Raw genomic sequence first — 23,779 nt, 5'->3', positions numbered from 1 at the left:
GATCGGTGAGTCAAGCGGCTGGGTCGGACCCCGTCAAGAGTAAAACTCTCGGTCTCAAGATTTCGTTACCGGAAACTGACCGTGAACGTCATCTGATTACGAGCCAACGTCCGAGCAACGTGCCCTCGTGCTCGATGAGCGAGCCGAGCGACACCGGTACGTCGGTGGGCGGCCCGGTCACGATCCGTCTGCCGTCGCCGGCGAGGAGCTTGGGCGTGATCGTGTGGCAGAGCTCGTCGACCACACCTGCCTCGAGCAGCGAGCCGAGAAGGCTCGGCCCGCCCTCGCAGAGCACGTGACGCATGCCCTCCTCGTGCAACCGGTCGCGGAGCGCCTGCAGGTCGACCTCGGAGGTGCCGGTGACGTAGACGTTCTCCTCGCCGATCTCGTCGCGCGCGGCGTCGAGGCCGGGCGCTTCGGCCACCGTGGCGAGCCGGACCGTGCCGGGCTCGCAGCCGCGCAGGTCGTCGGGGACCCGGCCGCGGCGGGAGACGATGACGATGGGCGCCCCCGTGGCGGCGTACGTCTCGGCGACGGCGGTCCCTGCACCGACCAGGACGGCGTCGGCGAGGTCGCGCAGGACGTGGAAGACGTCGACGTCGACGGCGTTGTTGACCGTGCCGGAACGGCCGTCGGAGCCGGTGGCCGCACCGTCCAGGGAGCTGACCATGTTGACCCGCAGCCACGGCAGGCGCGGCGGGGCGTAGATGGCGCGCAGGCCTTCGGGGGTCGTCGGGTCGCCGTCACCGTGCAGGAGCCTCACCCCGCAAACCTAACCGCTCAGGACAGCCCGCTATCTTCATCGCATGAGTTGGTTGGTTACCGGAGGCGCGGGCTACATCGGATCGCACGTCGTGCAGGCACTGCTCGACGCAGGCATCGAGCCGATCGTCATCGACGACCTGTCCTCGGGATTCTCGAAGTTCGTGCCCGACAACGTCGCCTTCGTCGAGGCGACGCTGCTGGACAGGTCCGCGATCGAGCAGGCGATCTCCGACCACGGCGTCGAGGGAGTCATCCACCTCGCCGGCTTCAAGTACGCGGGCGTCTCGGTGCAGCGGCCGCTGCACACGTACGCCCAGAACGTCACCGGCACCGCCAACCTCCTCGAGGCGATGACGGCCACCGGTGTCGACAAGCTGGTCTTCTCGTCCTCCGCCGCCACCTTCGGCACCCCTGACGTCGACCTGGTCACCGAGACCACGCCGACCAACCCGGAGAGCCCCTACGGCGAGTCGAAGCTGATCGGCGAGTGGCTGATCGCCGACGTGGCGCGATCCGAGGGGCTCGCGCACACCAGCCTGCGCTACTTCAACGTCGTCGGCTCGGGTTCGAAGGACCTGTACGACACCAGCCCCCACAACCTCTTCCCGCTCGTCTTCGACGCGCTGGCCAAGGGCAAGACACCGCAGATCAACGGCGACGACTACGCGACCCCCGACGGCACCTGCGTACGCGACTACGTGCACGTCGCCGACCTCGCCCACTCCCACGTCGTCGCCGCCAAGCGGCTCGCCGAGGGCAAGGACCTCGAGCCGGTCTACAACCTCGGCTCGGGCGACGGCTCCTCCGTACGCCAGATCATGGACGCCATCCGCGAGGTCACCGGCATCGACTTCGAGCCGGTCATCAAGCCGCGTCGTCCCGGTGACCCCGCCCGCATCGTCGCGACCGGCGAGCTCGCCCGGCGCGACCTCGACTGGGAGATGCGCCACGACCTGCGTTCCATGGTCGCCACCGCCTGGGAGGCCCGCCAGGCCGCGGGTGCCGACTACCCGAGCTGACCCTTCGACAAGCTCAGGACATCGCCTCGGGCGGGATGTTCACCGAGGCAACTCGGTCAACGGTCACCCACCTCGTGGAACTCCACGAAATAAGCGACGGCTCACCGAGTTACCTCGGTGAGCCGTCGGGCGTACAGGGCCAGGATCAGGCCTTCTTGGCAGCCGTCTTCTTCGCCGGAGCCTTCTTGGCGGGGGCCGGCTTCTCGGCCGGAGCAGCCTCGGCCTTGGGGGCCTCAGCCTTCGGAGCCTCAGCCTTCGGAGCCTCGGCAACGGGGGTCTCGGTCTCGGCCTTCTTGAACTTCGCGACGAAGGTCTCACCGCGGGTGGCGAGCTTGTCGTAAGTGCCGGTGGCGGAGCCGGTGGTCTCGTCGAGCTTGGCCTTGACGGTGGTCTTCAGCTTCTCGGGCAGGACGGCGTACTGCTCCTTGGCCAGGGCCGGGAGGGACTTCGGGTCGAAGCCGGTCACGGTGGACTTGGCAGCGGTCGCCTTCTCGGTCGCCTGGGTGCGGTAGGCGGTGGCCTTCTCGGTCGCCTTGGAGCGGGCGTCGGTCAGCTTGGTGGTCGCCTCGGAGCGGTAGTCGTCGACCTTCTTCTGCAGGTCGGTGGCGTAGCCCTTGACGGTCTCGTAGGCGAGGTCCGCGACGCCGGCGACGGCGTTGAGGGGCTTGGTGGTCTCAATCTTGGGCAGCGTGGGCATCTGGGTTCTCCTCGTGATGGGGTTCAGCGGTTTCATCGGCGGCCGGCGCATCGTCGGTGACACGACTGTTGAGAGCAAGGAACGAGTGATAGACGTCGAGCAGCGAGTGCTTCTGCCGCTCGGTCAGGTTCGGGTCGGCGAGCACCGCGAGCTCCACGGACCCCCCGACGTTGGAGTCGGGGCTGAGGATCCCGGCACGGACGTAGACCTGCTCCGCCGAGATCCGCAGCGCCTTGGCGATCTGCTGGAGGACCTCAGCCGATGGCTTGCGCAGACCGCGCTCGATCTGACTGAGGTAGGGGTTGGACACACCTGCTTGGTCGGCGAGCTGACGCAGAGACATCTCGGCCGAGATCCTCTGTTCCTTCAGATACTCGCCGAGAGTGCCTACCGCACTCGTGACCTTGCTCTTGACCATGACTCCAGTGTGCTAACAATTGCTAGCAATCACAAGTCCTGGGCAACCGAAGTGACACACATCACCCACTAGTTGCTTCGTCAACCGGGGCAAACACGCGCAGTCACGGCATCCCCGACTCGCTAGCGCGCCGCTAGCAGGTCACAACAGCGCGCGGATCTCCCCCACCCTGAGCCCACCACCGAGGACCGGTGCGTCCCCGGTCGCCCGCAACGCGTCGGCGTCGACCCCGTCGAGGTCACCGACCCCGTCCCGCAGCAGCGCGGCGGCCATCACCGCCGCCCGCGCCCGGTCACCGCCGTCGTCGGCCTTCAGCGCCCACGCGCGGCCGTCCGGAAGCGCGACGGCATAGACCGCCTCGGCACCCAGCTTGCCGATCAGCCCGGGTACTGCACGGTGCAACGCGAGCTCGTCGCGCGTCGTGCCCGAGACGTACTCGGGGTGGGACCGGATCGCCTCGGCGACCCGCGCGGCCGGACCGTCCACCGCCGAGCCGATCGTCGAGAACGCCCGCGCCAGCCCGGTCAGCGACGTGGACAGGGCAGGCGCCCCACAGCCGTCGACGGTGGCGTACGCGACCTCGCCGGTGCACGCCTCGAGCACCTCGCAGATCCCCTCCTGGAGCGGGTGCTTCGGGTCCAGATAGCCCTCCAGCGGCCAGCCGGCCGCAACGCAGGTGGCGAGCATCGCGGCGTGCTTGCCGGAGCAGTTCATCGCCAGCCGGGTCTTCGGCTCGCCGCGACGGAGCGCCTCCTCCCGCGCCTCGACCCCGAACGGGTAGTCCTCGATGTTGCCGAGCGCGGACTCGTCGAGGCCGACGGTGGCGAGGATGCGGCGTACGCCTTCCTGGTGGAACTCCTCGCCCGAGTGCGAGGCGCAGGCGAGGGCGAGCAGGTCGGGCGCCAGGTCGAGGCCGAGGATCACCATCGCGAGGGCCTGGACCGGCTTGTTCGAGGAGCGCGGCAGCATCGGCGAGTCGACGTCACCGAGCGACCAGCTCACGGTGCCGTCGGCGGCCAGGGAGACGACTGATCCGTAGTGGTGTCCCTCGACGAAGTCGGAGCGGACGATCTCGGCGAACGGCACGGGTGCTGGCATGGGGGCGAGACTATGTGAGAGTTGCCCCGTGTTCGCCGACCTCCTCACCCAAGACGCGCTCAGCGTGCTCGTGGTCAGCTTCGGCATCGGCATCGTCGTCGGGCTGACCGGCATGGGCGGAGGCGCCCTGATGACGCCGGCGCTGATCTTCCTCGGGGTGCCCCCGACGACCGCGGTCGCCAACGACCTCGTCGCCGCCTCGGTCAACAAGTCGGTCGGTGCCGCGGTGCACTGGCGCCACGGCTCGCCCAACGTACGGCTGGCGACCTACCTCATCATCGGCTCGGTGCCGTGCGCGTTCCTGGGCACCTTCGTCCACAAGCTGGCGCCCGGCGACACCGACCACTTCCTCAAGCTCGTCCTCGGCGGGGCACTGCTGTTCGCGGCGGCGTCCTACATGTTCCGGATGTACCTGCAGCTGCGCCAGGTCGCTGCCGGCAACGAGGCTCCCGACGAAGATCCCCGCCTGAAGCCGCTGCTCACCATCGTCATCGGCGCGCTCGGCGGTCTCCTGGTCGGCATCACCTCGGTCGGCTCCGGCTCGGTCATCATGATCGCTCTGCTGCTGGTCTACCCGACGCTCTCCGCGGTCAAGCTGGTCGGCACCGACCTGCTCCAGGCGGTGCCGCTCGTCCTGGCGGCCGCGATCGGCCAGGTCATCAACCACGGCGTCGAATGGGCGGTGCTGATCCCGCTCATCCTCGGCGGCACCCCCGGCACCTTCCTCGGCTCCCGGATGGCCCGCTGGGTCTCCCAGTCGGTCATCCGGCGCGGCATCGTCATCATGCTGACGCTCTCGGGCGCCAAGATGCTCGGCGCCGATGCCACCTTCCTGCTGCTCCTCGGTGGCGCGATGCTGCTGCTCGGCCCGCTCCTGTGGGGCTTCATCCGCCAGTCGCGCGGCCTGGACGCCTTCGACAACAACGCCGCCGCCTGGCGGCTCCCGGAGCGCTCCGAGAAGTAGCAGCCCGCTGGTCGAGCCGCGAGGCCGCCTGCGGCCGAGCGTGTCGAGACCAACACAGTCCTGTCGAGCGCAGAGGGGACCGTGTTGGTCTCGACACGCCTCCGCCTAGCGGCTCCGGCGGCTCGACCAGCGGATGCGTCAGGCCTTCAGGTAGCGGCGGAGAGCCTCGAGATGGTCCTCGGGCTCGTAGCCGGTGGCGGCGAGCTTGTCGAGCGACATCACCGAGTTGAGCGGTCGCGGCGCGACGCCGTCCTTGCCGGCGAAGTACGCCTCGGTCGAGGTGGCGCCCACATCGGCCCGGTCACGCCCCGACAGTGAGAACACCTCGGCGGCGACGTCCCGCCACGAGCACGGCTCCCCGGCGTTGGTGCAGTTGTAGACCCCGTACGCAGCCCCGGACCGCAGCAGGTGAGCGGTGGCGGCAGCGAGCGTGTCGGTGAAGGTGAGCCGGCCGATCTGGTCGTCGACCACGGTGGGCGAGACGCCCTTCTCGGCGAGAGCCGCCATGGTGCGTACGAAGTTCTTGCCGTCACCGACGACCCAGGAGGTGCGCAGGAGGTAGTGCCGAGCGGTGCCCGCGACGGCGATGTCACCGGCGGCCTTGGACTGGGCGTAGACGCCGAGGGGCGAGACCGGCTCGTCCTCGGTGTGCTCGGTGGCGGTGCCGTCGAAGACGTACTCGGTGGAGTAGTGCACCAGGGTCAGCCGGTGCTCGGTCGCGACCCGGGCGAGCAGCGCCGGGGCGGTCGCGTTGGCGGCCCAAGCGGTGCGCCGGCCGTCGGCGGTCTCGGCGACGTCGACCGCGGTGTAGGCGGCGGCGTTGAGGATGAGCTGGTAGTCGGGCCATGGCCAGGCCGCGACCGCCTTCTCGTCGGAGATGTCGAGCTCGTCGAGGTCGACCGCGTCGGCGTCCGGGAAGACCGACACCAGCGCGCGGCCGAGCTGGCCGTTGGCGCCGATGATCAGCGTCTTCTTCGGCTTCATCGGGGTGATCTCGGCCAGCCGCGGATTGGTGAGGTCCTTCTCGGAGATCTCGGCGGACTCCAGCGGGATCGGCCACGGGATCGCCGCCGTCTCGTCACCCAGGTGAAGCGCCGGGTAGGCGAATCCGGGGCGCCAGTGGTCGTTGACCAGGTAGGAGTAGACGGTGAGGTCCTCCAGCGCCTGGTAGGAGTTGCCCACCCCACGCGGCACGAAGACGGCGGTCTCGGGCCCGATCTCGACGGAGAAGGTCGTCCCGAAGGACTCCCCCTCCCGCATGTCGACCCACGCCGCGAAGACCCGCCCGCACGCCACCGAGACGAACTTGTCCCACGGCTCGGTGTGGATGCCTCGGGTCGCGCCACGGGAGGCGTTGAAGGACATGTTGTTCTGCACCGGCCCGAAGTCCGGCAGCCCCAGGGCGACCATCTTCTCGCGCTGCCAGTTCTCCTTGAACCAGCCGCGAGCGTCACCGTGCACGGGCAGGTGGGCTACCAGGAGACCCGGGATCGGGGTCTCCTCGACGCGAAGCTCAGCCACCGAGATCACTGCCCCTTCGCGGCGTACTTGGCTTCGGTCTCGTGCTTGAGCGGCGACCACCAGGCCTCGTTCTCCTGGTACCAGGCGATCGTCGCGGCCAGACCCTTGTCGAAGTCCTGGTACTTCGGCTCCCAGCCGAGCTCGCTGCGCAGCTTGCCGGACTCGATGGCGTAGCGCCGGTCGTGGCCGGCGCGGTCGGTGACCCACTCGATGTCGTCCTCGGGGCGCCCGAAGTGACGCAGGATCGCGCGGACGACGTCGACGTTGGACTTCTCGCCGTCGGCACCGATCAGGTAGGTCTCCCCCATCCGGCCCTTCTCCAGGATCGTCCAGACCGCCGAGGAGTGGTCGTCGGTGTGGATCCAGTCGCGTACGTTGAGCCCGTCGCCGTAGACGCGCGGCCGGCGCCCCTCGATCACCTCGGTGACCTGGCGCGGGATGAACTTCTCCACGTGCTGCCAGGGGCCGTAGTTGTTGGAGCAGTTGGAGATCGTCGCGCGCACGCCGAAGGAGCGCACCCAGGCGCGGACGAGGTGGTCGGAGCCGGCCTTGGAGGCCGAGTAGGGCGAGGACGGCTGGTACGGCGTGTCCTCTGTGAACCGCTTCGGGTCATCGAGGTCGAGGTCGCCGTAGACCTCGTCGGTGGAGACGTGGTGGAAACGTACGTCGTGACGACGGACGGCCTCGAGGAGCACGAAGGTGCCCACGATGTTGGTCTGGACGAACGGAGCCGGGTCCGAGAGGGAGTTGTCGTTGTGCGACTCGGCCGCGTAGTGCACCACGGCGTCCGACTCCGCCACCAGCGGCTCGACGACCGCGGCGTCCGCGATGTCGCCGACCACGAGCTTCACCCGGTCCTCCGGGAGCCCCGCCAGCGATGCCTCCGAGGAGGCATAGGTCAGCTTGTCGAGCACCGTCACGTACGCATCGGTGTTGGCCACGAGGTGGTGCACGAAGTTGGAGCCGATGAACCCGGCCCCGCCTGTCACAAGAATCCGTCTCACCGGTTCATCGTAGGCAGAATTAATCCGCCGGTGGTCGCCTCGCCCCGGTGGGTTCCCTAGAACGTCGGGTGAACATACGTAGGATCAACTGACCATGAAGGGGATCATCCTCGCCGGAGGCACCGGCTCACGTCTGCACCCGATCACGCTCGCGATCAGCAAGCAGCTGATGCCGATCTACGACAAGCCGATGATCTACTACCCGCTGACCACGCTGATGCTGGCCGGCATCCGCGACATCCTGGTGATCACGACCCCTCATGAGGCCTCCGGCTTCCACCGGCTCCTCGGTGACGGCAGCCATCTCGGCGTCAACATCAGCTACGCCGAGCAGCCCTCCCCCGACGGCCTCGCCCAGGCGTTCACGATCGGCGCCGACGTCGGCTTCCTCAACTCCTCCGAGGACGGTGTCGGGCTGGTCCTGGGCGACAACATCTTCTACGGCCCCGGCCTCGGCACCCAGCTGGCCCGCTTCAAGACGATCACCGGCGGTGCCGTCTTCGGCTACCGCGTCGCCGACCCGCGCGCCTACGGCGTCGTCGAGTTCGACGAGTCCTTCAAAGCGATCTCGCTCGAGGAGAAACCGGAGAAGCCGAAGAGCCCGTACGCCGTCCCCGGCCTCTACTTCTACGACAGCTCGGTGATCGAGCACGCCCGCAACCTCCAGCCGTCCGCGCGCGGCGAGCTCGAGATCACCGACCTCAACCGGATCTACCTCGAGGCCGGCACCCTCTCGGTCGAGGTGCTGCCCCGCGGCACCGCCTGGCTCGACACCGGCACCCTCGAGGACCTCAACGAGGCCGCCAACTTCATCCGCGCCATCGAGCACCGCCAGGGCACCAAGATCGGTGCCCCCGAAGAGGTCGCCTGGCGCCAGGGCTGGCTCTCCGACGAGGAGCTCTCCGAGCTCGCCCAGCCGCTGCTGAAGAGCGGCTACGGGAAGTACCTGCTCGGGCTGCTGGCCTGATGCTCAGGCCTCTGCCGTGATCTTCTGCTCGGCCCGACCGAAGTCGTCCTCGAGCCGGACGATGTCGTCCTCGCCGGTGTAGCCACCGCGCTGGACCTCGATGATCGAGAGCGGCTCGTCGGTCTCGTTGCAGATCCGGTGGGCCTGGCCGACGGCGACGTCGACGGACTCACCGGGGCCGGCGATGGTGGTCACGCCGTCGATGATGCAGGTGGCCTTGCCGTAGATGACCACCCAGTGCTCGGAGCGGTGGGTGTGGGTCTGGTAGGAGAGGCGGCTGTTGGGCAGCACCTCGATCCGCTTGACCTTGTAGCCCGGACCGATGTCGATGACGTGCCACGAACCCCAGGGGCGGGTCTCGGAGTCACCAGCCATGATGTTGCCTCATTCCTAGACACTGAGCAGAAGACGCGACAATAACTGTACGCATCCGCGCACGGTTCATTGCGAACCGATGTTCACCGGTCCGTTACCCGCAGGTCGCCCACGGGAGCAGATCTCTCCGCCGGAGGGCCTCAGTCGCGGCCGTAGATGTCGCGCGTGTAGACCTTGTCGGCGACGTCGGCGAGCACGTCGGTGCGCCGGTTGGCGATGATCACGTCGGCTCGCTGCTTGAACTCGTCGAGGTCCTTGATGATCTCGGAGTGGAAGAACGTCGGCTCGTCGAGCTCGGGCTCGAAGATGACCACCTCGACGCCCTTGGCCTTGATCCGCTTCATCACGCCCTGGATCGAGGACTCGCGGAAGTTGTCCGAGCCGGACTTCATGATCAGCCGGTAGACGCCGACCACCTTCGGCTCGCGTCGCAGGATGTCGGTGGCGACGAAGTCCTTGCGCGTGGTGTTGGCCTCGACGATCGCCGAGATGAGGTTCTGCGGGACGTCTTGGTAGTTGGCCTGCAGCTGCCTGGTGTCCTTGGGCAGGCAGTAGCCGCCGTAGCCGAAGCTCGGGTTGTTGTAGTGCGAGCCGATCCGGGGGTCCAGGCCGACGCCCTCGATGATCTGAGGCGTGTTGAGGCCATGGGTCGCGGCGTAGGTGTCCAGCTCGTTGAAGTAGGCGACCCGCAGTGCGAGGTAGGTGTTGGCGAACAGCTTGATCGCCTCGGCCTCGGTGGCGCCGGTCATCAGCACGGGAACGTCGGGCTCGAGCGAGCCCTCGAGCAGCAGCTCGGCGAAGCCCTTCGCGGCCGGGGAGTCGTCGCCGACGACGATGCGAGAGGGGTGCAGGTTGTCGTGGAGCGCCTTGCCCTCGCGGAGGAACTCGGGGCTGAAGAAGAGCGTCGCCTCGGGGTGCTGGTCACGCTTGGCCGCGATGTAGCCGACCGGGATGGTCGACTTCACCACGATCGCAGCCTCCGGCGCGTAGCTCACCGCGTCCGCGATCACGCTGTCGACGGTGGAGGTGTCGAAGTAGTTCGAGGCCTCGTCGTAGTTCGTCGGGGTGGCGACGATGACGTACGCGGCGTCCGCGTAGGCGTCCTCCTTGTCGAGGGTCGCGCGCAGGCCGAGCTCCTTGGTGGCCAAGAAGCCGGTGATCTCGGCGTCCTCGATCGGGGTCCTGGCCGCGTTGACCAGGTCGACCCGCTCCTGGGAGATGTCCAGAACGACGACGTCGTGCTTCTGGGCGAGCAGGACGGCGAGCGACATCCCGACGTAGCCCACGCCGACAACGGTGATCTTCATGTTCGGCACTGTAAGCAGCGGTGTGAGGCGGGGTCACAGGAACTCCGGCGACCGTGTTCCCGTACGGGAACATCGCGTACAGTGTTCATCGTGCCGTCGCCGTACCTGACCTCGCCGGACGCCTTCGGGTCGGCCGTGCGCTCGGCCCGGCGCCGCGCCGGCCTCACCCAGAGCGACCTGGCCCACCGGGCCGGGGTGGGCCGACGGTTCGTCGTCGACGTCGAGTCCGGCCACCCGCGCGCCGAGCTCGGCAAGGCGCTCGCGCTGCTGGAGGTCCTCGACGTCTACCTGGCGCCCACGCAGCTCTCCCCGATCGCCCCGCCCCTCGAGGACGTCGATCTCGACGCTGTTCTGGCCCACTGTCTGACCGGCCCCTGATGCGAGAGCTGTACGCCTTCGCCGGCCGCCGCCGGATGGGCACCTTCCGCCAGGTCGGCGACCGGGTCGACTTCAGCTACGCCGAGTCCGCCGGCCCGACCCCGATCTCGCTCTCCCTCCCGCGCACCGGTCCGGCAGCCCCGGGGGCCGCCCGCGCCTGGCTCGACAACCTGCTCCCCACCCGCGACGACGTACGCCGCAGATGGGCGCGCGAACGAGGCCTGCCGGACACCGAGCCGATGACGCTGCTCGCCTCCTACGGCGACGACCTCCCCGGCGCGGTCTCGCTCTCCGCCGACCCCGACCTGCCGTGGCGCCGGGCACCGCACGCCGTCGAGGCGCCACTGCCCGAGATCGCGACCCGGCTCGCGGCCCTGCGCAACCAGCCCACCTCGTGGCTCGACCAGCGGGCCCGGCCCCGGTTCTCGCTCGGTGGTCACCAGGGGAAGTTCGCGCTGCGGCGGGCCTCGGGGAAGTGGTTCTGGCCGACGTACGAGCATCCCTCGACGCACATCCTGCGGCCGACCACGCCCGAGGAGGCCTCGGCGAGGATCGCGGACCTGGGGCGGGCGCGCTCCGGCGGGATCCCCGCCACCCGCACCGAGCTGGTCACCTTCGGCGCGCAGGCAGCGCTCGTCGCGGAGCGCTGGGACCGGCTCGGCGGCCGGCGCATCCACGCCGAGACGATCCGCCAGGCGCTCGGTGTCCGGGCTGGCGAGGACATCGACCCCGGCGGCGTACGCGACCTGCTCCTGCGGCTCGGTCTGGCGGGGTCCGCGGTCGATGACGTCGGCAGGATCGCCTTCCTGCTCGCCGGGGACAGGGTCGTCGTGGCGCCACGGCGCTGACCCGTCCCGACGCCGCATCTCACGGTGCGAGTGGCGCTTCCGGACCAGGGCCCACGCCTGCGTACACTCGGATTCCTGCCCACGCGGGGATGGGACATTTCGCCGTGCCGTGGAAGCCGCCACTAGCATGGGCGCCTCAACCTGACGGAGAGGTCCTCTGGTTCCGTAATGACTGCAACACACGCCGACTACCGGCTCAGCCAGCTCGACCAGCTGGAAGCCGAGTCGATCCACATCTTCCGCGAGGCCGCGGCAGAGTTCGAGAAGCCTGTCCTGATGTTCTCGGGCGGCAAGGACAGCATCGTGATGCTGCGACTTGCGGAGAAGGCCTTCTTCCCGGCCAAGATCCCGTTCCCGGTCCTTCAGATCGACAACGGCCTCGACTTCCCCGAGGTCGCCGAGACCCGTGACCGCTGGGTCAGCCGCCTGGGCGTACGCCTGGTGATCGCGAGCATCGATGACGCCATCGCGCGCGGCATCGTCGTCGACGACGGCAAGACCTCGCGCAACCGGCTCCAGACGCCCACCCTGCTGAACGCGATCGAGGAGAACGGCTTCACCGCCGCCTTCGGTGGCGGTCGCCGCGACGAGGAGAAGGCCCGCGCCAAGGAGCGCGTCTACTCCCACCGCGACGAGTTCGGCCAGTGGGACCCCAAGATGCAGCGCCCCGAGCTCTGGTCGCTCTACAACGGCCGCCTGCACGAGGGCGAGCACATGCGGGTCTTCCCGATCTCCAACTGGACCGAGCTGGACATCTGGGACTACATCGGCCACGAGGGCATCGAGATCCCCGACGTCTACTTCGCCCACCAGCGCCGGGTCTTCGAGCGCGACGGCATGCTGCTGACCGAGACCCCGCTCAACCCGCTGCGCGAGGGCGAGGTCGTCACCGAGCGTACGGTCCGCTACCGCACCTGCGGCGACATGACACTTACCGGTTGCGTTGAAAGCACAGCGTCGACCATCGAGCAGATCATCGAGGAGGTCGCCGCCGCCCGGGTCACCGAGCGTGGCGCGACCCGCGGTGACGACCGGTTCTCCGAGGCTGCCATGGAGGACCGCAAGAAGGAAGGTTACTTCTGATGGCCATGGACCTCCTGCGGTTCGCCACCGCCGGCTCGGTCGACGACGGCAAGTCCACCCTCATCGGGCGGCTGCTGTTCGACTCGAAGTCGATCTTCACCGACCAGCTCGAGTCGGTCGAGAAGACCTCGCAGGACAAGGGCCACGGCTACGTCGACCTGTCGCTGCTGACCGACGGACTGCGGTCCGAGCGCGAGCAGGGCATCACCATCGATGTCGCCTACCGCTACTTCGCGACGCCCAACCGCAAGTTCATCATCGCCGACACCCCGGGCCACGTGCAGTACACGCGCAACATGGTCACCGGTGCCTCCACCGCCGACCTCGGACTGGTGCTCGTCGACGCTCGCCACGGTCTGACCGAGCAGTCGCGCCGCCACGCGGTGCTGCTCTCGCTGCTGCGCGTGCCCCACCTGGTCCTGTGCATCAACAAGATGGACCTCGTGGACTACTCCGAGGAGGTCTACAAGAAGATCTCCGCCGAGTTCACCGCGTTCGCGACCAAGCTCAACATCCCGGACCTCGAGGTCATCCCGATCTCGGCGCTCCAGGGCGACAACGTGGTGACCCGCTCGACCAGCATGGACTGGTACTCCGGCCCGACGCTGATCCACCACCTCGAGCACGTCCACGTCGCCTCCGACCGCGACCTGGTCGACGTCCGCCTTCCGGTGCAGTACGTCATCCGGCCGAAGTCCGACGACCACCACGACTACCGCGGCTACGCGGGTCAGGTCGCCGGTGGCGTACTCAAGCCGGGCGACGAGGTCATGGTGCTCCCCTCCGGGATGACCAGCCGGATCGCCGGGATCGACTTGTTCGACCAGGAGATCCCCGAGGCGTTCCCGCCGATGTCGGTGACCGTCCGGCTCGAGGACGACGTCGATGTGAGCCGCGGCGACATGATCTCGCGGGTCAAGAACGCCCCGGAGCCGAGCCAGGACATCGACGCGATGATCTGCTGGATGACCAACGCTCCGCTGCGTCCGCGGCAGAAGCTGGCCATCAAGCACACCTCCAACTCGGCGCGAGCGCTGGTCAAGGACATCCAGTACCGCCTGGACGTCAACAGCCTCCACCGCGACCTGGAGACCAAGGAGCTCGGCCTCAACGAGATCGGCCGCGTGCAGCTGCGCACCACCAAGCCGCTGCTGTGCGACCCCTACTCGAAGAACCGCACCACCGGCTCCTTCATCCTCATCGACGAGGCGACCGGCGTCACCGTCGGCGCGGGCATGATCAACGACTGAAGCGTTCAGCCAACGCTGAGTCGGCGCAAACGGACCGGAGCGAAGCGAGGACCGGATTGCGCCGACTCGGCGTTGGCAAACGCCGCCGGCCACCTCAACCGACCTCATCAGGTGATCTTGTGCCTCAGCAGTTCTCTCCCACGCCGCGCGAGCTCGACGACATCGAGCTGATCGTCTCCGGCGCCCTCCCGGGTTCGCTGAACGCTCCCGGGTCTGCGTTGACGCTGGCCCTCCCCGCGTCCGTTGCCGAGAGCGCGGCCGCGGACGGCGCGGTGGAGGTCGTCGACCCCGAGGGACTGCCGATCGCGCGGGTCACCTGGCCCGCCGGCGAGGTCACCGGTCTCTCCTCTCCCGCCTACGGCCCCTTCCGACGCCTCTATCTGACTCCGGAGCAGACCCGCGAGGCGTACGCCGGGCGGACGGTCGTGCCGGTCACCGACGCGCTCACCACCGCCGAGATCGCCGAGATCGCGGCCCTCGGGCCGGTGCTGCTGCTCGCTCTCGTCGGGCACGGCACCCCGTCGCTCTCCCCCGTCGCACTGCTGCGAGCCTCGTTGCTGGCCGCGGATGCACTGCCCGACGCGGCCGTGGTCGCGGTGCCGTTGGCTTCTCACGACGACCCCGAGGCCGACCACGCGCTCGGCGTGGCGGTCGTCGCGGCGTACGCAGGGGGTGACCCGGTCCACGCGCTGGCCGCTCCCACCTCGGAGGACTACCCCGACGAGATCGCCGCGGTCATCGACCGCGACCAGCCCGCTCCCGAGGAGCAGGGCCTGGTCATCTTCTTCACCGGCCTGTCCGGCTCCGGCAAGTCCACCCTCGCCCGCGCCCTGATGGACCGGATCCTGGAGCAGGGTGCGCGTACGGTCACCTCGCTCGACGGCGATGTCGTGCGCCGCAACCTGTCGGCCGGGCTGACCTTCTCCAAGGAGGACCGGGAGACCAACATCCGCCGGATCGGCTGGGTGGCGGCCGAGATCTCCCGCCACGGCGGCCTCGCCGTCTGCTCCCCCATCGCTCCGTTCGACTCGACCCGCCAGGACGTACGCGGCTATGTCGACGACGCCGGCGGCGCCTTCTTCCTGGTCCACGTGGCCACGCCGCTGGAGGAGTGCGAGCGGCGCGACCGCAAGGGCCTCTACGCCAAGGCCCGTCGCGGCGAGATCCCGGAGTTCACCGGCATCTCCTCGCCCTACGAGGAGCCGGCCGACGCCGACGTACGCGTCGACACCACCGGCCGCTCGATCGAGGAGGCCCTGGACGACGTCATTGCCGGTCTCCGCGCGGCAGGCTTCCTCAGCCTTTAGGTGTACGTGGCACGGGCGGGCGGGGATGCTGACCGAGGTACCTCGGTGAGCATTCACTGACCTCGCGGAGTTCCACGAGGGCAGTGAGCGTCCACCGAGTTACCTCGGTGAGCATCCGCACCGTCTACCGGTCGCGATAGACCAGCCCGGACAGGCGCCAGGCGAGCATCCGGCGGAAGCGCGGGAGCTTCGCGAGCGTGGACAGCACCAGGTTCCGTACGCTGCGCCGGACCCCCTGCGCGATGCCGAACCGGGTCAGCCGGTCGGAGAGCGCGATGACCTCCTCGGCGACCGGCCGGCGGCGTGCGGCGTAGTCGTCAAGCGCAGCCTCGTCACCGTTCGCGATCGTGGCGACGAGCGCGTCTCCGAGCACGACCGCGTCCTGGAGTCCGGTGTTCATGCCCTGGCCGCCGGCGGGGCTGTGCACGTGGGCCGCGTCGCCCGCGATCAGCACCCGCCCGACGCGGTAGGAGTCGGCGACGCGGTGGTGGACCCGGAACCGGGATCCCCACACGACCTCGGTGACCTTGACCGGGCTCTTCACGCCACCGCGGCGGTCGAGGAGACCCTGGACGTAGTCGACGTCGGGCTCGGCCGGCGCCTCGACGACCGGGGCGACGAACCGGAACGAGCCGTCGGGCAGGGGCGCGGAGACCAGGGTGCCCTCGGGCGAGAAGTAGAGGATGACCTCGTCGTGCGGCAGGTCACCCTCGATGCGTACGTCGGCGAGGCTGAACGACTCGGCGTACTTGCCTCCCGGGAAGCCGATCCCGGCCTTGTCGCGCACGATGGAGTGCATGCCGTCGGCACCGACGAGGTAGCGCGCCCGGATCTCGGTGCCGTCCTCGGTGGTGGCGGTGACGCCTTCGTCGTCCTGGCGGAGGTCGACGAGGGTGACCGGGCGGCGTACGTGACCGCCGAGCTCGGTGAGGCGCTCGAGCAGCACGCGCTCGGTGACCGCCTGGGAGACCATGAGGGCGTACGGGAACTCGCTGGGCAGGTCGTCGAAGCGGATCGGCACCAGGATCTTGTCGCGGTCGCGGATGGTGAAGGTCGGCGCCTCGATCCCCTCCTTGGTGAGACGCTCGGAGACGCCGAGGTCGGCGAGGACCTCCAGGGTCCGGGCGTGGACGACGGCGGCCCGAGAGGTGTTGTCCCCGGAGGCCTGGTTGTCGATGACGGTGACGTCGATTCCGGCCGCGGCCAGCTTGGCCGCCACCGCCAGCCCGGTGGGGCCGGCGCCGGTGACGAGGACATCAGTGGTGATGGTGGACATGATGCTCTCCTTGCTTCGGGTCGTTGGTCAACGAGTGTTGGCCAACCGGTGTTGACCAAGTTAGCGCGCCGCCGCCATTGACGTCAACGGGTGTTGGCCTACACTTGTTGGCATGACCGAGACCCGCCGATCCGGAGCCGAGACCCGCGAGCGCATCCTCGCCGTCGCACGCGAGCACTTCGCGCGCCAGGGATACGACCGCACCACCATCCGAGCGATCGCCTCGGAGGCGCAGATCGACCCGTCGATGGTGATGCGCTACTTCGGCAGCAAGGAGGAGCTCTTCACCTCAGCCGCCTCGATCGACCTCGCTCTCCCCGACCTCACCGCGGTTCCCGTCGACGAGGTCGGCCGGACGATGGTCACCCATTTCGTACGCATGTGGGACTCCGACGGCACCCTGATGGCACTCCTGCGCCGCGCCGCCTCGGACGCCGGCGCGGCAGAGCAGATGCGCAGCATGTTCGCCGCCCAGGTCGCCCGCGCCGTGGCCCCGGTGTGCCCCGACCCGTCCCAGGTGCCACGTCGCGCCGCCCTGGCCGCCTCGCAGCTCCTCGGGATCGCGCTGAGCCGCTACGTACTCGTGCTTCCCCCCATCGTCGACATGACCCCCGAGGAGATCGTCGACTGGGTCGCGCCGACCGTCCAGCGCTACCTGACCGCGCCGGAGTGACAGTGAAGTGAAAGCCCGCTGGTGGAACCTCGATCCGAGTTCACCAGAAAGCGGGAGGACCTTGTCATGGTCACAGGCGACGACTACGAGAATCGGCTGGCGGAGTACGTCCGGAAGATCGCCGAGGCGGCGATCCGCTGGCAGCTCGACGATTGGGGTTTCGGCCAGGAGGCCTCCGGCGGCCGCGTCGGCAACGGCGAGCCCGGAGGTGTCGTCTGGCCGCCGATCGCTGACGGCCCGACCGCGGACATCACCTACGAGGGCGAGACCATCAACCCCGGCCGCGACGTCTACCAGCCATGGTTCCGCTCGATCGAGCGACACTTCGCCTGCTTCAAGGAGATCCCCGACCCGAAGGGCTTCGATGCCGGGGTGGCCGCTATCGAGAAGGCCCTCACGATGTTCACGCTGCACGGGCAGACCGACGTGCGGAACGGAGAGTCGGGCTTCACCCCCAGCGACGGGAGCCTGACCGGCAACATCCAGGTCGTCGCTGACGCCTTGGCCGGGCAGACGAGCGACATGGTGTTGATGTACACCAAGACCTATGGCCCGATGAAGATGACCATCCTCTTCGAGAATCTGCGCCAGGCGGTCCTGGTGGCCAACTGCGCCCTGCTCGCAGAACAGAAGATGTGGCACCGCGCCCGCGAGGACGTCATCGCTCTCGCTCGGGACGCCGAGACATCTTTCAACGCACGCGGTGGCGAGTCGAAGATCAGCCCCTGGAACTGCATCTTGGCGGTCGCCGAAGCGGTGAAAGAGCTCCTTCCCAAGGCCGCCAACGACGCGCTCAACAAGGCGCTTCCGATCGTCAAGACCGCCACGGATCTCCTCACCGCGAACGAGGGCGGCAACCCGGACCCCGTGCCAGCACTCGACGGCAGCAGCCACCTCGAGGTCGAAGACAGCCTCGTGGCTGCGATCGGCGACCTCAAGGAGAGGATCCACGTCGCCGAGGACCTCGTCCACGACATGTCCCGACAGATGGTTCAGGCGATGCGTACCGAAGGTCCCTCCCCGTTCCACATCCATGGTTCGGTCGGACTGTCGAAGAAGTTCACCGACGCCGCCGCTGAGATCCGAATCGATGTCGATGTGCTTCGCCGGGTGGGCACGGCGTACGTCCCCGACGTCGTCTGGGTTGCGGCCAAGGCTGTCGACATCATGATGGACGCGGCCGGTGATGGACCTTGGGAGCGCGGCGACTGGAGCGTCGGCGACGGTGGTCGTGCGCGCGGCGCTTTCAACGACCTGCTCGAGGTCATCTACACCTTCGTGAACAGCTCGGGGGCCGAGATGGTCGAGGCGGGGAGCATCCTCGCTGAGCACGCTGGAGCCATCGGCGATGTCGATCAGCAGATCGGCGAACACCTGGACGAAACCGCACAGGAGGTGGACGAGGGCACCCCGTCCGGGGACGTGTCACCGCAACTGGCCCCACAGCCGGGCGTGAGCGCCGATCAGCAGTACAGCGACGACGCCCCGATCCACGGCAGGCTGGCGAGCAGGCTTGGCGGCTGAGTCGTCACCGCTTCAGACCGAGGAGGGCCCAGGCCTCGTCGGTGCTCATCGGGGCGCGCTGGGAGACCGCGGCGGCCTCGACGGCCCGCTCGACGAGCTGGCGGTTGGCGTCGACGGGGACACCCTTGGCGAGGGTGAGTACGTCCTCCATCCCGACTCGCAAGTGGCCGCCCATGGCCAGTGAGGTGAGCATGACCGGGAGGGTCGAGCGGCCGATGCCGGTCGCCGACCACGAAGTCACCTCGGCCGGCAGCGCGGCGACACCGGAGACCAGTGCGGCGGAGGTGCCGGGCATGCCACCGGGCACACCCATGACGAAGTCGACGTGGACCTTGCCGCCGGCGGGCAGCCCGTACTTCCCCAGCAGCCGCTGCAGCGCAGCGACGTGTCCCAGGTCGAAGAGCTCGAACTCCGGCACCACGCCGCGCTCCTGGGTGAGCTGGTAGAGCTCGGCGATGAACGGCCACGGGTTGGAGAAGACGTCGTCACCGAAGTTGGTCGTGCCCATCGTCAGTGAGCACGAGTCCGGCCCGGCGTCGAGCACCTTCAGCCGCTTGTCCAGCGGGTCGTGGACCGATCCGCCGGTGGAGAGCTGCACGATCAGCTCGGTCTTCTCGTGGAGCGCGTCGACCGTCTCGGTGAGGCGTCCCAGGTCGAGCGTCGGCGTATGGTCGTCGTCGCGGATGTGGACGTGGATCATCCGCGCCCCCGCCTCTTCGCACTCGACGGCCGTCGCCACCAGCTCCTCCAGCGTCGTCGGCAGCTGCGGGCAGTCTTCCTTCGCGGTCTCCGCCCCGGTAGGCGCCACGGTCACAAGCAGTCCAGTCACCCGGACAATCTAGCGCCAATCAAGCACCTGGCCGCAATATCTCCACCGCAAGAGGGCAAAACGACGTGGGAGCCCCGGCGTCAACCGATGACACCGGGGCTCCCACGTCAGGGACCGTCAGCCGATCGGGATCGTCACCTCGGCGACGTTGCCGACCGCTGCGTGGACCTTCTTGTCCACGGGCTCCGCCTTCGGCGCGAGCGTACGCAGGGTCCACTCGCCGTCGCCGGCGAAGAACCGGAAGTGGCCGGTGGCCGAGGTGGGCACCTCGGCGGTGAACTCGCCGGTGCGGTCGAGCAGCCGGACGTAGGCACCGTGGACGGGCTCGCCGCCACGGGTCACCTGACCCTGGATGACTGCTTCGTTGGCGACGTCGACGCCGGCGAGCGAGAGCCCGCCCTCAGTCGCGCCGCACATCAGGCGACACCCGGCTCGTCGCCGGTGACGACCGGAACGCCGACGAGGGAGCCGTACTCGGTCCACGAGCCGTCGTAGTTCTTCACGTTCTCCTGGCCGAGGAGCTCCTTGAGCACGAACCAGGTGTGCGAGGAGCGCTCGCCGATGCGGCAGTAGGCGATGGTGTCCTTGCTCCAGTCGACGCCGGCCTCGGAGTAGATCTCCTTGAGCTCCTCGTCGGAGCGGAAGGTGCCGTCGTCGTTGGCCGCCTTGGACCACGGGACGTTGGCCGCGGTCGGGATGTGACCGGCGCGCTGGGCCTGCTCCTGCGGGAGGTGGGCCGGGGCGAGGAGGCGGCCGGCGAACTCGTCGGGCGAGCGCACGTCGACCAGGTTCTTGACGCCGATGGCCTCGACGGTCTCGTCGCGGAAGGCGCGGATCGAGAGGTCCTGGTCCTGGGCGGTGTAGCTGGCCGCCTCACGGGTGACGGTCTCGTCGGTCAGCTCGCGGGAGTCGAGCTCCCACTTCTTGCGGCCGCCGTCGAGGAGCTTGACGTCCTGGTGGCCGTAGAGCTTGAAGTACCAGAAGGCGTACGCGGCGAACCAGTTGTTGTTGCCGCCATAGAGCACCACAGTGTCGTCGTTGGCGACGCCACGCTCGGAGAGCAGCGCGGAGAACTGGTCCTTGTTGACGAAGTCGCGGCGCACCTGGTCCTGCAGGTCGGTGGTCCAGTCGAGCTTGATCGCACCCTTGATGTGGCCCTTGTCGTAGGCGGTGGTGTCTTCGTCGACCTCGATCAGCACCACCTTCGGGTCATCGAGGTGCTCCTCCACCCACTGGGCGGAGACGAGGGAGTTCTCGCGGGTCATCTAGGTACCTTTCGTTGTGTTTCTTGCGTTCAGGGGACTAGGCGAAACGCCTGATCAGCAGGTAGATCTCGCAGCCGAGGCAGAACCGGAAGACGGCATTGAGAACGGCCGCGACGAGCGCGAGGCCGAGGGCGATCTGCGCCACGAGGGTGGCGCTGACGAGGTAGCCCACGAGCGCGACCAGCAGGAAGGCGAGGCCGACCCCCTGGGCGAATCGGGGCGGGGCCGGGTCCTCGAGCTCGTCCGGGGCCCCGAGGCGGGGACGTACGAACTTCTTGAAGAGCCAGGCGTGCGGGGTCCGCTGAACGCCGAGACCTGCCCCGATCGCGAAGAGCACCGTCTGGATGACCGTGACCACCAGAGCCCATGGCTGCGGAAGCAGCAGGGCCAGGATGAGCACGACAACGGTCACCGCTGCAGTGAACTGCGGGCCGCGGGGGTCGATTCCGGTCTGTGTAGCCGTCGTGCTCGTGGTCTCGGACATAGGTGTGCTCCTGCGAGAGTGGAGGGGAGATCGTCAGGACGAGCCTGACAGGCGAAAGCGGTCCCCTGGGTCGACTCGGTCGACAAATCTCAGGGAATCAGCGGCAGGAACGACACAGCGCCGAGCGCACGCGGCAGTGATCCACTGCGCGGCGCTTGGTCAGCATGGTCGAGAACATGCGATGACAGTAGCGCGACGGCCGACGGCCACGAAACGAATGTCTCGTCATATGGACGAGCGTGTCAGGATTCGAGATTGAGGGCAGGAATCGCGCTCAGCACCTGCTCCTTGCGCGGAGCCCCTGCGGCCCTCGCGATCTCGTTCCCGGCGCCGTCGATGACCAACGTCGTCGGCGTACGCAGGATGTCGAGGCGGCGCACCAGATCGAGGTGGTGCTCGGCATCGACCTCGAGGTGCACCACGCCCGGAACGATCTCGGCGACCTCGCCCAGGATCCGCCGGGTGGCCCGGCACGGGGCGCAGAAGGCAGAGGAGAACTGCACCAGCGTCGCCCGCGCACCCAGCTCGGTCTCGCCCAGCGCGTCGGTGACCGCATCCCAGGCGTGCGGCTCGGGTGCGTGAACCTCCTGGGTCACGTGCAGCTCCTTCGTACCTCTGAACCGGCCATCGGTGAACAGCCGGAAAAGACCGAACCCGAGGGCGGCGACGACCGCGATGACGGCGATCCAGGCTCCTGTGCTCACGAGGGGCACAACCCCGAATCGCGTGAACTCATTCCGAGCCCCCGGCGAACGGCGGCAGGAACTCGACCCTCTCCCCGGGCTCGACCGAGACCGCACTCGGATCTTGCGATCCCACCGGGCGGTCACCGATGAGTGCCGAGCAGACCTTCAGCACCTCGGGGAGGCGGGTGTCGGCGTGCAGCTCCGCGGCGCGGCGTACGACTTCGGCCAGCGTCAACGGGCCGTCGACCTCGATCCGGTCGGCCGGAGTCCCGGCCGCGGACTTGGCCGCCGCCCAGTATCGGACCTCTATAACATTCGTCACTTTCTCGTGGACATCCTTCCTATGTCACCGTGAGGTTTCGTTAATATGGTGCAACGATCACCTCACCGAGGCTCAATGTTGCGTTTCGGTGCTCCTCTTTCTCTGACCGAGAGGCACCCCCCATGAGCTCGCTTCTGTTGTTGACCAGTTCGCTCCAGCCTTCGGCAGATGTCCTTCCCGGGCTCTCGCTCCTCGGCCATCAGGTGAAGATCCTTCCTGCTGAAGGTAGCGCGCTTCTCGAGGCGCCCGACTCCGACCTGCTGCTCGTAGACGGTCGGCAGGACCTCGCCCAGGCCCGTGACCTGTGTCGTCTGATCCGCACGACCGGCACCGACATCCCCGTTCTGCTGGTCGCCACCGAGGGTGGCCTCGCCGTCGTCGCCCACGACTGGGGCATGGACGACGTCGTGCTGCACACCTGCGGGCCGGCCGAGCTCGAGGCGCGGATCAAGCTCGCGATCGGCCGCATCTCCGCGGCCCGCGAGGCCTCCGACCCCGAGGCCCACGTCATCCGCTCCGGCGAGGTCGTCGTCGACGACGCCACCTACACCGCCAAGATCGGCGGCCGCCCGCTCGACCTGACCTTCAAGGAGTTCGAGCTCCTGAAGTTCCTCGCCCAGCACCCGGGCCGCGTCTTCTCCCGCCAGCAGCTGCTCCAGGAGGTGTGGGGCTACGACTACTTCGGGGGCACCCGCACCGTCGACGTCCACGTACGTCGTCTGCGCGCCAAGCTCGGCCCCGAGAACGAGACCCTCATCGGCACCGTCCGCAACGTCGGCTACCGCTTCGTGCTGCCGTCGAAGAACAACGAGGCCGCCGCCGACGGCGCTCGGCTGACCCCGTCTCCTCGCCTGGGGGCCGACGCCTAGGCTGCACCCATGGCACTCACCGTCGATCAGGTCCTGGCCATCGCGAAGGCGACCGAGGCGTACGACGGCGTGGCGCCGCTCGACGAGGCGACCCTCCTGACGCTGCGCAACCGTCCGGAGGACGCCACGATCTGGGGGGACGTACGTGGGTTCGGGCTGTTGGTCTCGACAGGCTCGACCACCGAAGGAGAGCTCTCCCTTGTGGTGCTGACCCAGCATCGCGGTGTCGGCCTGGGTCGGCAGCTGCTGCTCCGGGCGCCGTCGCTTCCTGCCGGGACGACGGCGTGGTCACACGGCGACAACCCGGCGGCTGCCCGGCTGGCCGCGACCCAGGGATGGGAGCGCACCCGTGAGCTGTGGGTGATGCGGCGCCCGGTCGCCGGGCTCCCGCCGGCTCCGGAGACTCCGGAGGGCATCGTCGTACGCGGTTTCGAGCCCGGCGACGAGGCCGAGCTGCTCCGGGTCAACGCGGCCGCCTTCGCGCACCATCCCGAGCAGGGGTCGCTGGACGAGGCCGGTCTGCGGGAGCGGATGGCGGAGGCCTGGTTCGATCCGTCGGGGCTGGTCACCGCCTGGGAGGGCGAGAAGCTGCTCGCGTTCCACTGGACCAAGCGCCACAGCGAGACCGAGGGCGAGGTGTACGTCGTCGGCGTCGATCCCGCCGCGCAGGGCCGCGGTCTCGGCAAGCTGGTCACCCTCCTCGGGTTGAACCACCTCGCGACGGTCGGCGTCGAGCGGATCCATCTCTACGTAGAGGGCGACAACACCACGGCCGTACGTCTCTACGAAGGCCTCGGTTTCACCCGCGCCGCGGCGGACACGCACGTTCAATACACACGCAGCTAGTCTC

At 68.6% G+C, this 23,779-nt stretch carries 27 protein-coding genes; 12 read left to right on the top strand and 15 right to left on the bottom strand.

Features of this window, described 5'->3' with window-relative positions; all coding sequences use genetic code 11:
* Positions 1 to 88: 88 nt before the first annotated feature.
* Positions 89 to 763 (bottom strand): dihydrofolate reductase family protein, encoded by a 675-nt coding sequence (locus tag BLT25_RS12080; RefSeq protein WP_091045914.1) that lies wholly within the window; start codon positions 761 to 763, stop codon positions 89 to 91.
* Between the two features lie 43 nt (positions 764 to 806).
* On the opposite strand from BLT25_RS12080, the gene galE reads away from it, so the two are divergent.
* A complete protein-coding gene (gene galE, locus BLT25_RS12075; protein WP_091045912.1) occupies positions 807 to 1,784 on the top strand; it encodes a UDP-glucose 4-epimerase GalE in 978 nt (325 codons plus the stop codon).
* Between the two features lie 145 nt (positions 1,785 to 1,929).
* Here galE and BLT25_RS12070 read toward each other — a convergent pair whose 3' ends face one another.
* The 3 genes from BLT25_RS12070 to BLT25_RS12060 form a co-directional block, all read right to left on the bottom strand.
* Positions 1,930 to 2,481, bottom strand: coding sequence for a hypothetical protein (locus tag BLT25_RS12070; protein ID WP_091045910.1), 552 nt, complete (start codon positions 2,479 to 2,481; stop codon positions 1,930 to 1,932).
* Positions 2,459 to 2,899 (bottom strand): helix-turn-helix domain-containing protein, encoded by a 441-nt coding sequence (locus BLT25_RS12065; protein ID WP_091045907.1) that lies wholly within the window; start codon positions 2,897 to 2,899, stop codon positions 2,459 to 2,461. The genes BLT25_RS12070 and BLT25_RS12065 overlap by 23 nt, the downstream gene beginning before the upstream one ends.
* A gap of 141 nt (positions 2,900 to 3,040) precedes the next feature.
* Positions 3,041 to 3,997, bottom strand: a complete 957-nt coding sequence (locus BLT25_RS12060) for an asparaginase (protein ID WP_091045906.1) — start codon at positions 3,995 to 3,997, stop codon at positions 3,041 to 3,043.
* Positions 3,998 to 4,025: 28 nt separating this feature from the next.
* Here BLT25_RS12060 and BLT25_RS12055 point away from each other — a divergent pair, with 28 nt between their 5' ends.
* Entirely contained in the window at positions 4,026 to 4,961 is a 936-nt protein-coding gene (locus tag BLT25_RS12055; RefSeq protein ID WP_091045903.1) for a sulfite exporter TauE/SafE family protein, read from the top strand.
* 138 nt (positions 4,962 to 5,099) lie between these two features.
* On the opposite strand, the gene BLT25_RS12050 is transcribed toward BLT25_RS12055, so the two are convergent.
* Positions 5,100 to 6,482 (bottom strand): sugar nucleotide-binding protein, encoded by a 1,383-nt coding sequence (locus BLT25_RS12050; protein ID WP_091046313.1) that lies wholly within the window; start codon positions 6,480 to 6,482, stop codon positions 5,100 to 5,102.
* Positions 6,483 to 6,487: 5 nt separating this feature from the next.
* The gene (gene rfbB, locus BLT25_RS12045) at positions 6,488 to 7,486 is read right to left on the bottom strand and encodes a dTDP-glucose 4,6-dehydratase (RefSeq protein ID WP_091045902.1); all 999 of its coding nucleotides are present in this window, start codon (positions 7,484 to 7,486) and stop codon (positions 6,488 to 6,490) included.
* Positions 7,487 to 7,580: 94 nt separating this feature from the next.
* On the opposite strand from rfbB, the gene rfbA reads away from it, so the two are divergent.
* Positions 7,581 to 8,453, top strand: coding sequence for a glucose-1-phosphate thymidylyltransferase RfbA (gene rfbA / locus BLT25_RS12040; protein ID WP_091045899.1), 873 nt, complete (start codon positions 7,581 to 7,583; stop codon positions 8,451 to 8,453).
* Positions 8,454 to 8,456: 3 nt separating this feature from the next.
* Here the strand turns inward: rfbA and BLT25_RS12035 are convergent, their stop codons facing one another.
* Both BLT25_RS12035 and BLT25_RS12030 read right to left on the bottom strand, forming a co-directional pair.
* Positions 8,457 to 8,828, bottom strand: a complete 372-nt coding sequence (locus BLT25_RS12035) for a phosphomannose isomerase type II C-terminal cupin domain (protein ID WP_091045897.1) — start codon at positions 8,826 to 8,828, stop codon at positions 8,457 to 8,459.
* 140 nt (positions 8,829 to 8,968) lie between these two features.
* Positions 8,969 to 10,135: a nucleotide sugar dehydrogenase gene (locus tag BLT25_RS12030; RefSeq protein ID WP_091046310.1), complete on the bottom strand. Its 1,167-nt coding sequence runs from the start codon at positions 10,133 to 10,135 to the stop codon at positions 8,969 to 8,971.
* Between the two features lie 90 nt (positions 10,136 to 10,225).
* On the opposite strand from BLT25_RS12030, the gene BLT25_RS12025 reads away from it, so the two are divergent.
* The 5 genes from BLT25_RS12025 to cysC all read left to right on the top strand — a co-directional run bounded on the left by BLT25_RS12025 (position 10,226) and on the right by cysC (position 15,001).
* The gene (locus tag BLT25_RS12025; RefSeq protein ID WP_218131314.1) at positions 10,226 to 10,513 is read left to right on the top strand and encodes a helix-turn-helix transcriptional regulator; all 288 of its coding nucleotides are present in this window, start codon (positions 10,226 to 10,228) and stop codon (positions 10,511 to 10,513) included.
* Positions 10,513 to 11,361, top strand: a complete 849-nt coding sequence (locus BLT25_RS12020) for a HipA N-terminal domain-containing protein (RefSeq protein WP_091045892.1) — start codon at positions 10,513 to 10,515, stop codon at positions 11,359 to 11,361. The genes BLT25_RS12025 and BLT25_RS12020 overlap by 1 nt, the downstream gene beginning before the upstream one ends.
* Positions 11,362 to 11,529: 168 nt before the next feature.
* The gene (gene cysD / locus BLT25_RS12015; protein WP_091045891.1) at positions 11,530 to 12,444 is read left to right on the top strand and encodes a sulfate adenylyltransferase subunit CysD; all 915 of its coding nucleotides are present in this window, start codon (positions 11,530 to 11,532) and stop codon (positions 12,442 to 12,444) included.
* A complete protein-coding gene (locus tag BLT25_RS12010) occupies positions 12,444 to 13,694 on the top strand; it encodes a sulfate adenylyltransferase subunit 1 (RefSeq protein ID WP_218131313.1) in 1,251 nt (416 codons plus the stop codon). Before cysD ends, BLT25_RS12010 begins: the two co-directional genes overlap by 1 nt.
* Positions 13,695 to 13,813: 119 nt before the next feature.
* Positions 13,814 to 15,001, top strand: a complete 1,188-nt coding sequence (cysC, locus tag BLT25_RS12005; protein ID WP_091045888.1) for an adenylyl-sulfate kinase — start codon at positions 13,814 to 13,816, stop codon at positions 14,999 to 15,001.
* Positions 15,002 to 15,125: 124 nt separating this feature from the next.
* Here the strand turns inward: cysC and BLT25_RS12000 are convergent, their stop codons facing one another.
* Positions 15,126 to 16,277 carry an FAD-dependent oxidoreductase gene (locus tag BLT25_RS12000; protein ID WP_091045887.1) on the bottom strand — a complete coding sequence of 384 codons (1,152 nt, stop codon included), beginning with the start codon at positions 16,275 to 16,277 and terminating at the stop codon, positions 15,126 to 15,128.
* A gap of 112 nt (positions 16,278 to 16,389) precedes the next feature.
* Between BLT25_RS12000 and BLT25_RS11995 the strand changes: the two genes are divergently transcribed.
* Together BLT25_RS11995 and BLT25_RS11990 are read left to right on the top strand one after the other, a co-directional pair.
* Positions 16,390 to 16,950 (top strand): TetR/AcrR family transcriptional regulator, encoded by a 561-nt coding sequence (locus tag BLT25_RS11995; RefSeq protein WP_091045884.1) that lies wholly within the window; start codon positions 16,390 to 16,392, stop codon positions 16,948 to 16,950.
* Positions 16,951 to 17,016: 66 nt separating this feature from the next.
* On the top strand, positions 17,017 to 18,474 hold the full coding sequence (locus tag BLT25_RS11990) for a hypothetical protein (protein WP_091045882.1): 1,458 nt from the start codon (positions 17,017 to 17,019) through the stop codon (positions 18,472 to 18,474).
* Between the two features lie 4 nt (positions 18,475 to 18,478).
* Here BLT25_RS11990 and BLT25_RS11985 read toward each other — a convergent pair whose 3' ends face one another.
* The 6 genes from BLT25_RS11985 to BLT25_RS11960 form a co-directional block, all read right to left on the bottom strand.
* Positions 18,479 to 19,303, bottom strand: a complete 825-nt coding sequence (locus tag BLT25_RS11985; RefSeq protein ID WP_091045881.1) for a beta-keto acid cleavage family enzyme — start codon at positions 19,301 to 19,303, stop codon at positions 18,479 to 18,481.
* Positions 19,304 to 19,420: 117 nt separating this feature from the next.
* Complete coding sequence (locus BLT25_RS11980; RefSeq protein ID WP_091045878.1) at positions 19,421 to 19,720, bottom strand: DUF1416 domain-containing protein; 300 nt, start codon at positions 19,718 to 19,720, stop codon at positions 19,421 to 19,423.
* Positions 19,720 to 20,568 (bottom strand): sulfurtransferase, encoded by an 849-nt coding sequence (locus tag BLT25_RS11975; RefSeq protein WP_091045876.1) that lies wholly within the window; start codon positions 20,566 to 20,568, stop codon positions 19,720 to 19,722. Before BLT25_RS11975 ends, BLT25_RS11980 begins: the two co-directional genes overlap by 1 nt.
* Positions 20,569 to 20,605: 37 nt before the next feature.
* Positions 20,606 to 21,052, bottom strand: coding sequence for a DUF4395 domain-containing protein (locus BLT25_RS11970; protein ID WP_091045874.1), 447 nt, complete (start codon positions 21,050 to 21,052; stop codon positions 20,606 to 20,608).
* 242 nt (positions 21,053 to 21,294) lie between these two features.
* A complete protein-coding gene (locus tag BLT25_RS11965) occupies positions 21,295 to 21,756 on the bottom strand; it encodes a thioredoxin family protein (RefSeq protein ID WP_091046305.1) in 462 nt (153 codons plus the stop codon).
* Positions 21,757 to 21,784: 28 nt separating this feature from the next.
* Positions 21,785 to 22,060 carry a MoaD/ThiS family protein gene (locus BLT25_RS11960; protein ID WP_091045872.1) on the bottom strand — a complete coding sequence of 92 codons (276 nt, stop codon included), beginning with the start codon at positions 22,058 to 22,060 and terminating at the stop codon, positions 21,785 to 21,787.
* A 122-nt stretch (positions 22,061 to 22,182) separates the two neighbouring features.
* Between BLT25_RS11960 and BLT25_RS11955 the strand changes: the two genes are divergently transcribed.
* Both BLT25_RS11955 and mshD read left to right on the top strand, forming a co-directional pair.
* Positions 22,183 to 22,929, top strand: coding sequence for a response regulator transcription factor (locus BLT25_RS11955; RefSeq protein WP_091045869.1), 747 nt, complete (start codon positions 22,183 to 22,185; stop codon positions 22,927 to 22,929).
* A gap of 9 nt (positions 22,930 to 22,938) precedes the next feature.
* On the top strand, positions 22,939 to 23,775 hold the full coding sequence (mshD, locus tag BLT25_RS11950) for a mycothiol synthase (RefSeq protein ID WP_091045867.1): 837 nt from the start codon (positions 22,939 to 22,941) through the stop codon (positions 23,773 to 23,775).
* Positions 23,776 to 23,779 lie beyond the last annotated feature (4 nt).

Origin of the sequence: Nocardioides sp. YR527 (genome assembly GCF_900101045.1) — a bacterium.
In the GTDB taxonomy this organism is placed as follows: domain Bacteria; phylum Actinomycetota; class Actinomycetes; order Propionibacteriales; family Nocardioidaceae; genus Nocardioides.
This window is presented reverse-complemented; position numbering and strand designations above follow the sequence as displayed.

Bases quoted from the DNA above. Each gene is read 5' to 3' on its own strand.
- BLT25_RS12035 (WP_091045897.1), bottom strand. From the start codon at position 8,828: ATGGCTGGTGACTCCGAGACCCGCCCCTGGGGTTCGTGGCACGTCATC.
- BLT25_RS11955 (WP_091045869.1), top strand. From the start codon at position 22,183: ATGAGCTCGCTTCTGTTGTTGACCAGTTCGCTCCAGCCTTCGGCAGAT.
- rfbA (WP_091045899.1), top strand. From the start codon at position 7,581: ATGAAGGGGATCATCCTCGCCGGAGGCACCGGCTCACGTCTGCACCCG.
- BLT25_RS12070 (WP_091045910.1), bottom strand. From the start codon at position 2,481: ATGCCCACGCTGCCCAAGATTGAGACCACCAAGCCCCTCAACGCCGTC.
- BLT25_RS12030 (WP_091046310.1), bottom strand. From the start codon at position 10,135: ATGAAGATCACCGTTGTCGGCGTGGGCTACGTCGGGATGTCGCTCGCC.
- BLT25_RS11970 (WP_091045874.1), bottom strand. From the start codon at position 21,052: ATGTCCGAGACCACGAGCACGACGGCTACACAGACCGGAATCGACCCC.
- BLT25_RS11995 (WP_091045884.1), top strand. From the start codon at position 16,390: ATGACCGAGACCCGCCGATCCGGAGCCGAGACCCGCGAGCGCATCCTC.
- BLT25_RS11990 (WP_091045882.1), top strand. From the start codon at position 17,017: ATGGTCACAGGCGACGACTACGAGAATCGGCTGGCGGAGTACGTCCGG.
- BLT25_RS12020 (WP_091045892.1), top strand. From the start codon at position 10,513: ATGCGAGAGCTGTACGCCTTCGCCGGCCGCCGCCGGATGGGCACCTTC.
- cysD (WP_091045891.1), top strand. From the start codon at position 11,530: ATGACTGCAACACACGCCGACTACCGGCTCAGCCAGCTCGACCAGCTG.
- BLT25_RS12010 (WP_218131313.1), top strand. From the start codon at position 12,444: ATGGCCATGGACCTCCTGCGGTTCGCCACCGCCGGCTCGGTCGACGAC.
- BLT25_RS11980 (WP_091045878.1), bottom strand. From the start codon at position 19,720: ATGTGCGGCGCGACTGAGGGCGGGCTCTCGCTCGCCGGCGTCGACGTC.
- BLT25_RS12060 (WP_091045906.1), bottom strand. From the start codon at position 3,997: ATGCCAGCACCCGTGCCGTTCGCCGAGATCGTCCGCTCCGACTTCGTC.
- BLT25_RS12000 (WP_091045887.1), bottom strand. From the start codon at position 16,277: ATGTCCACCATCACCACTGATGTCCTCGTCACCGGCGCCGGCCCCACC.
- mshD (WP_091045867.1), top strand. From the start codon at position 22,939: ATGGCACTCACCGTCGATCAGGTCCTGGCCATCGCGAAGGCGACCGAG.
- BLT25_RS11975 (WP_091045876.1), bottom strand. From the start codon at position 20,568: ATGACCCGCGAGAACTCCCTCGTCTCCGCCCAGTGGGTGGAGGAGCAC.
- galE (WP_091045912.1), top strand. From the start codon at position 807: ATGAGTTGGTTGGTTACCGGAGGCGCGGGCTACATCGGATCGCACGTC.
- BLT25_RS12065 (WP_091045907.1), bottom strand. From the start codon at position 2,899: ATGGTCAAGAGCAAGGTCACGAGTGCGGTAGGCACTCTCGGCGAGTAT.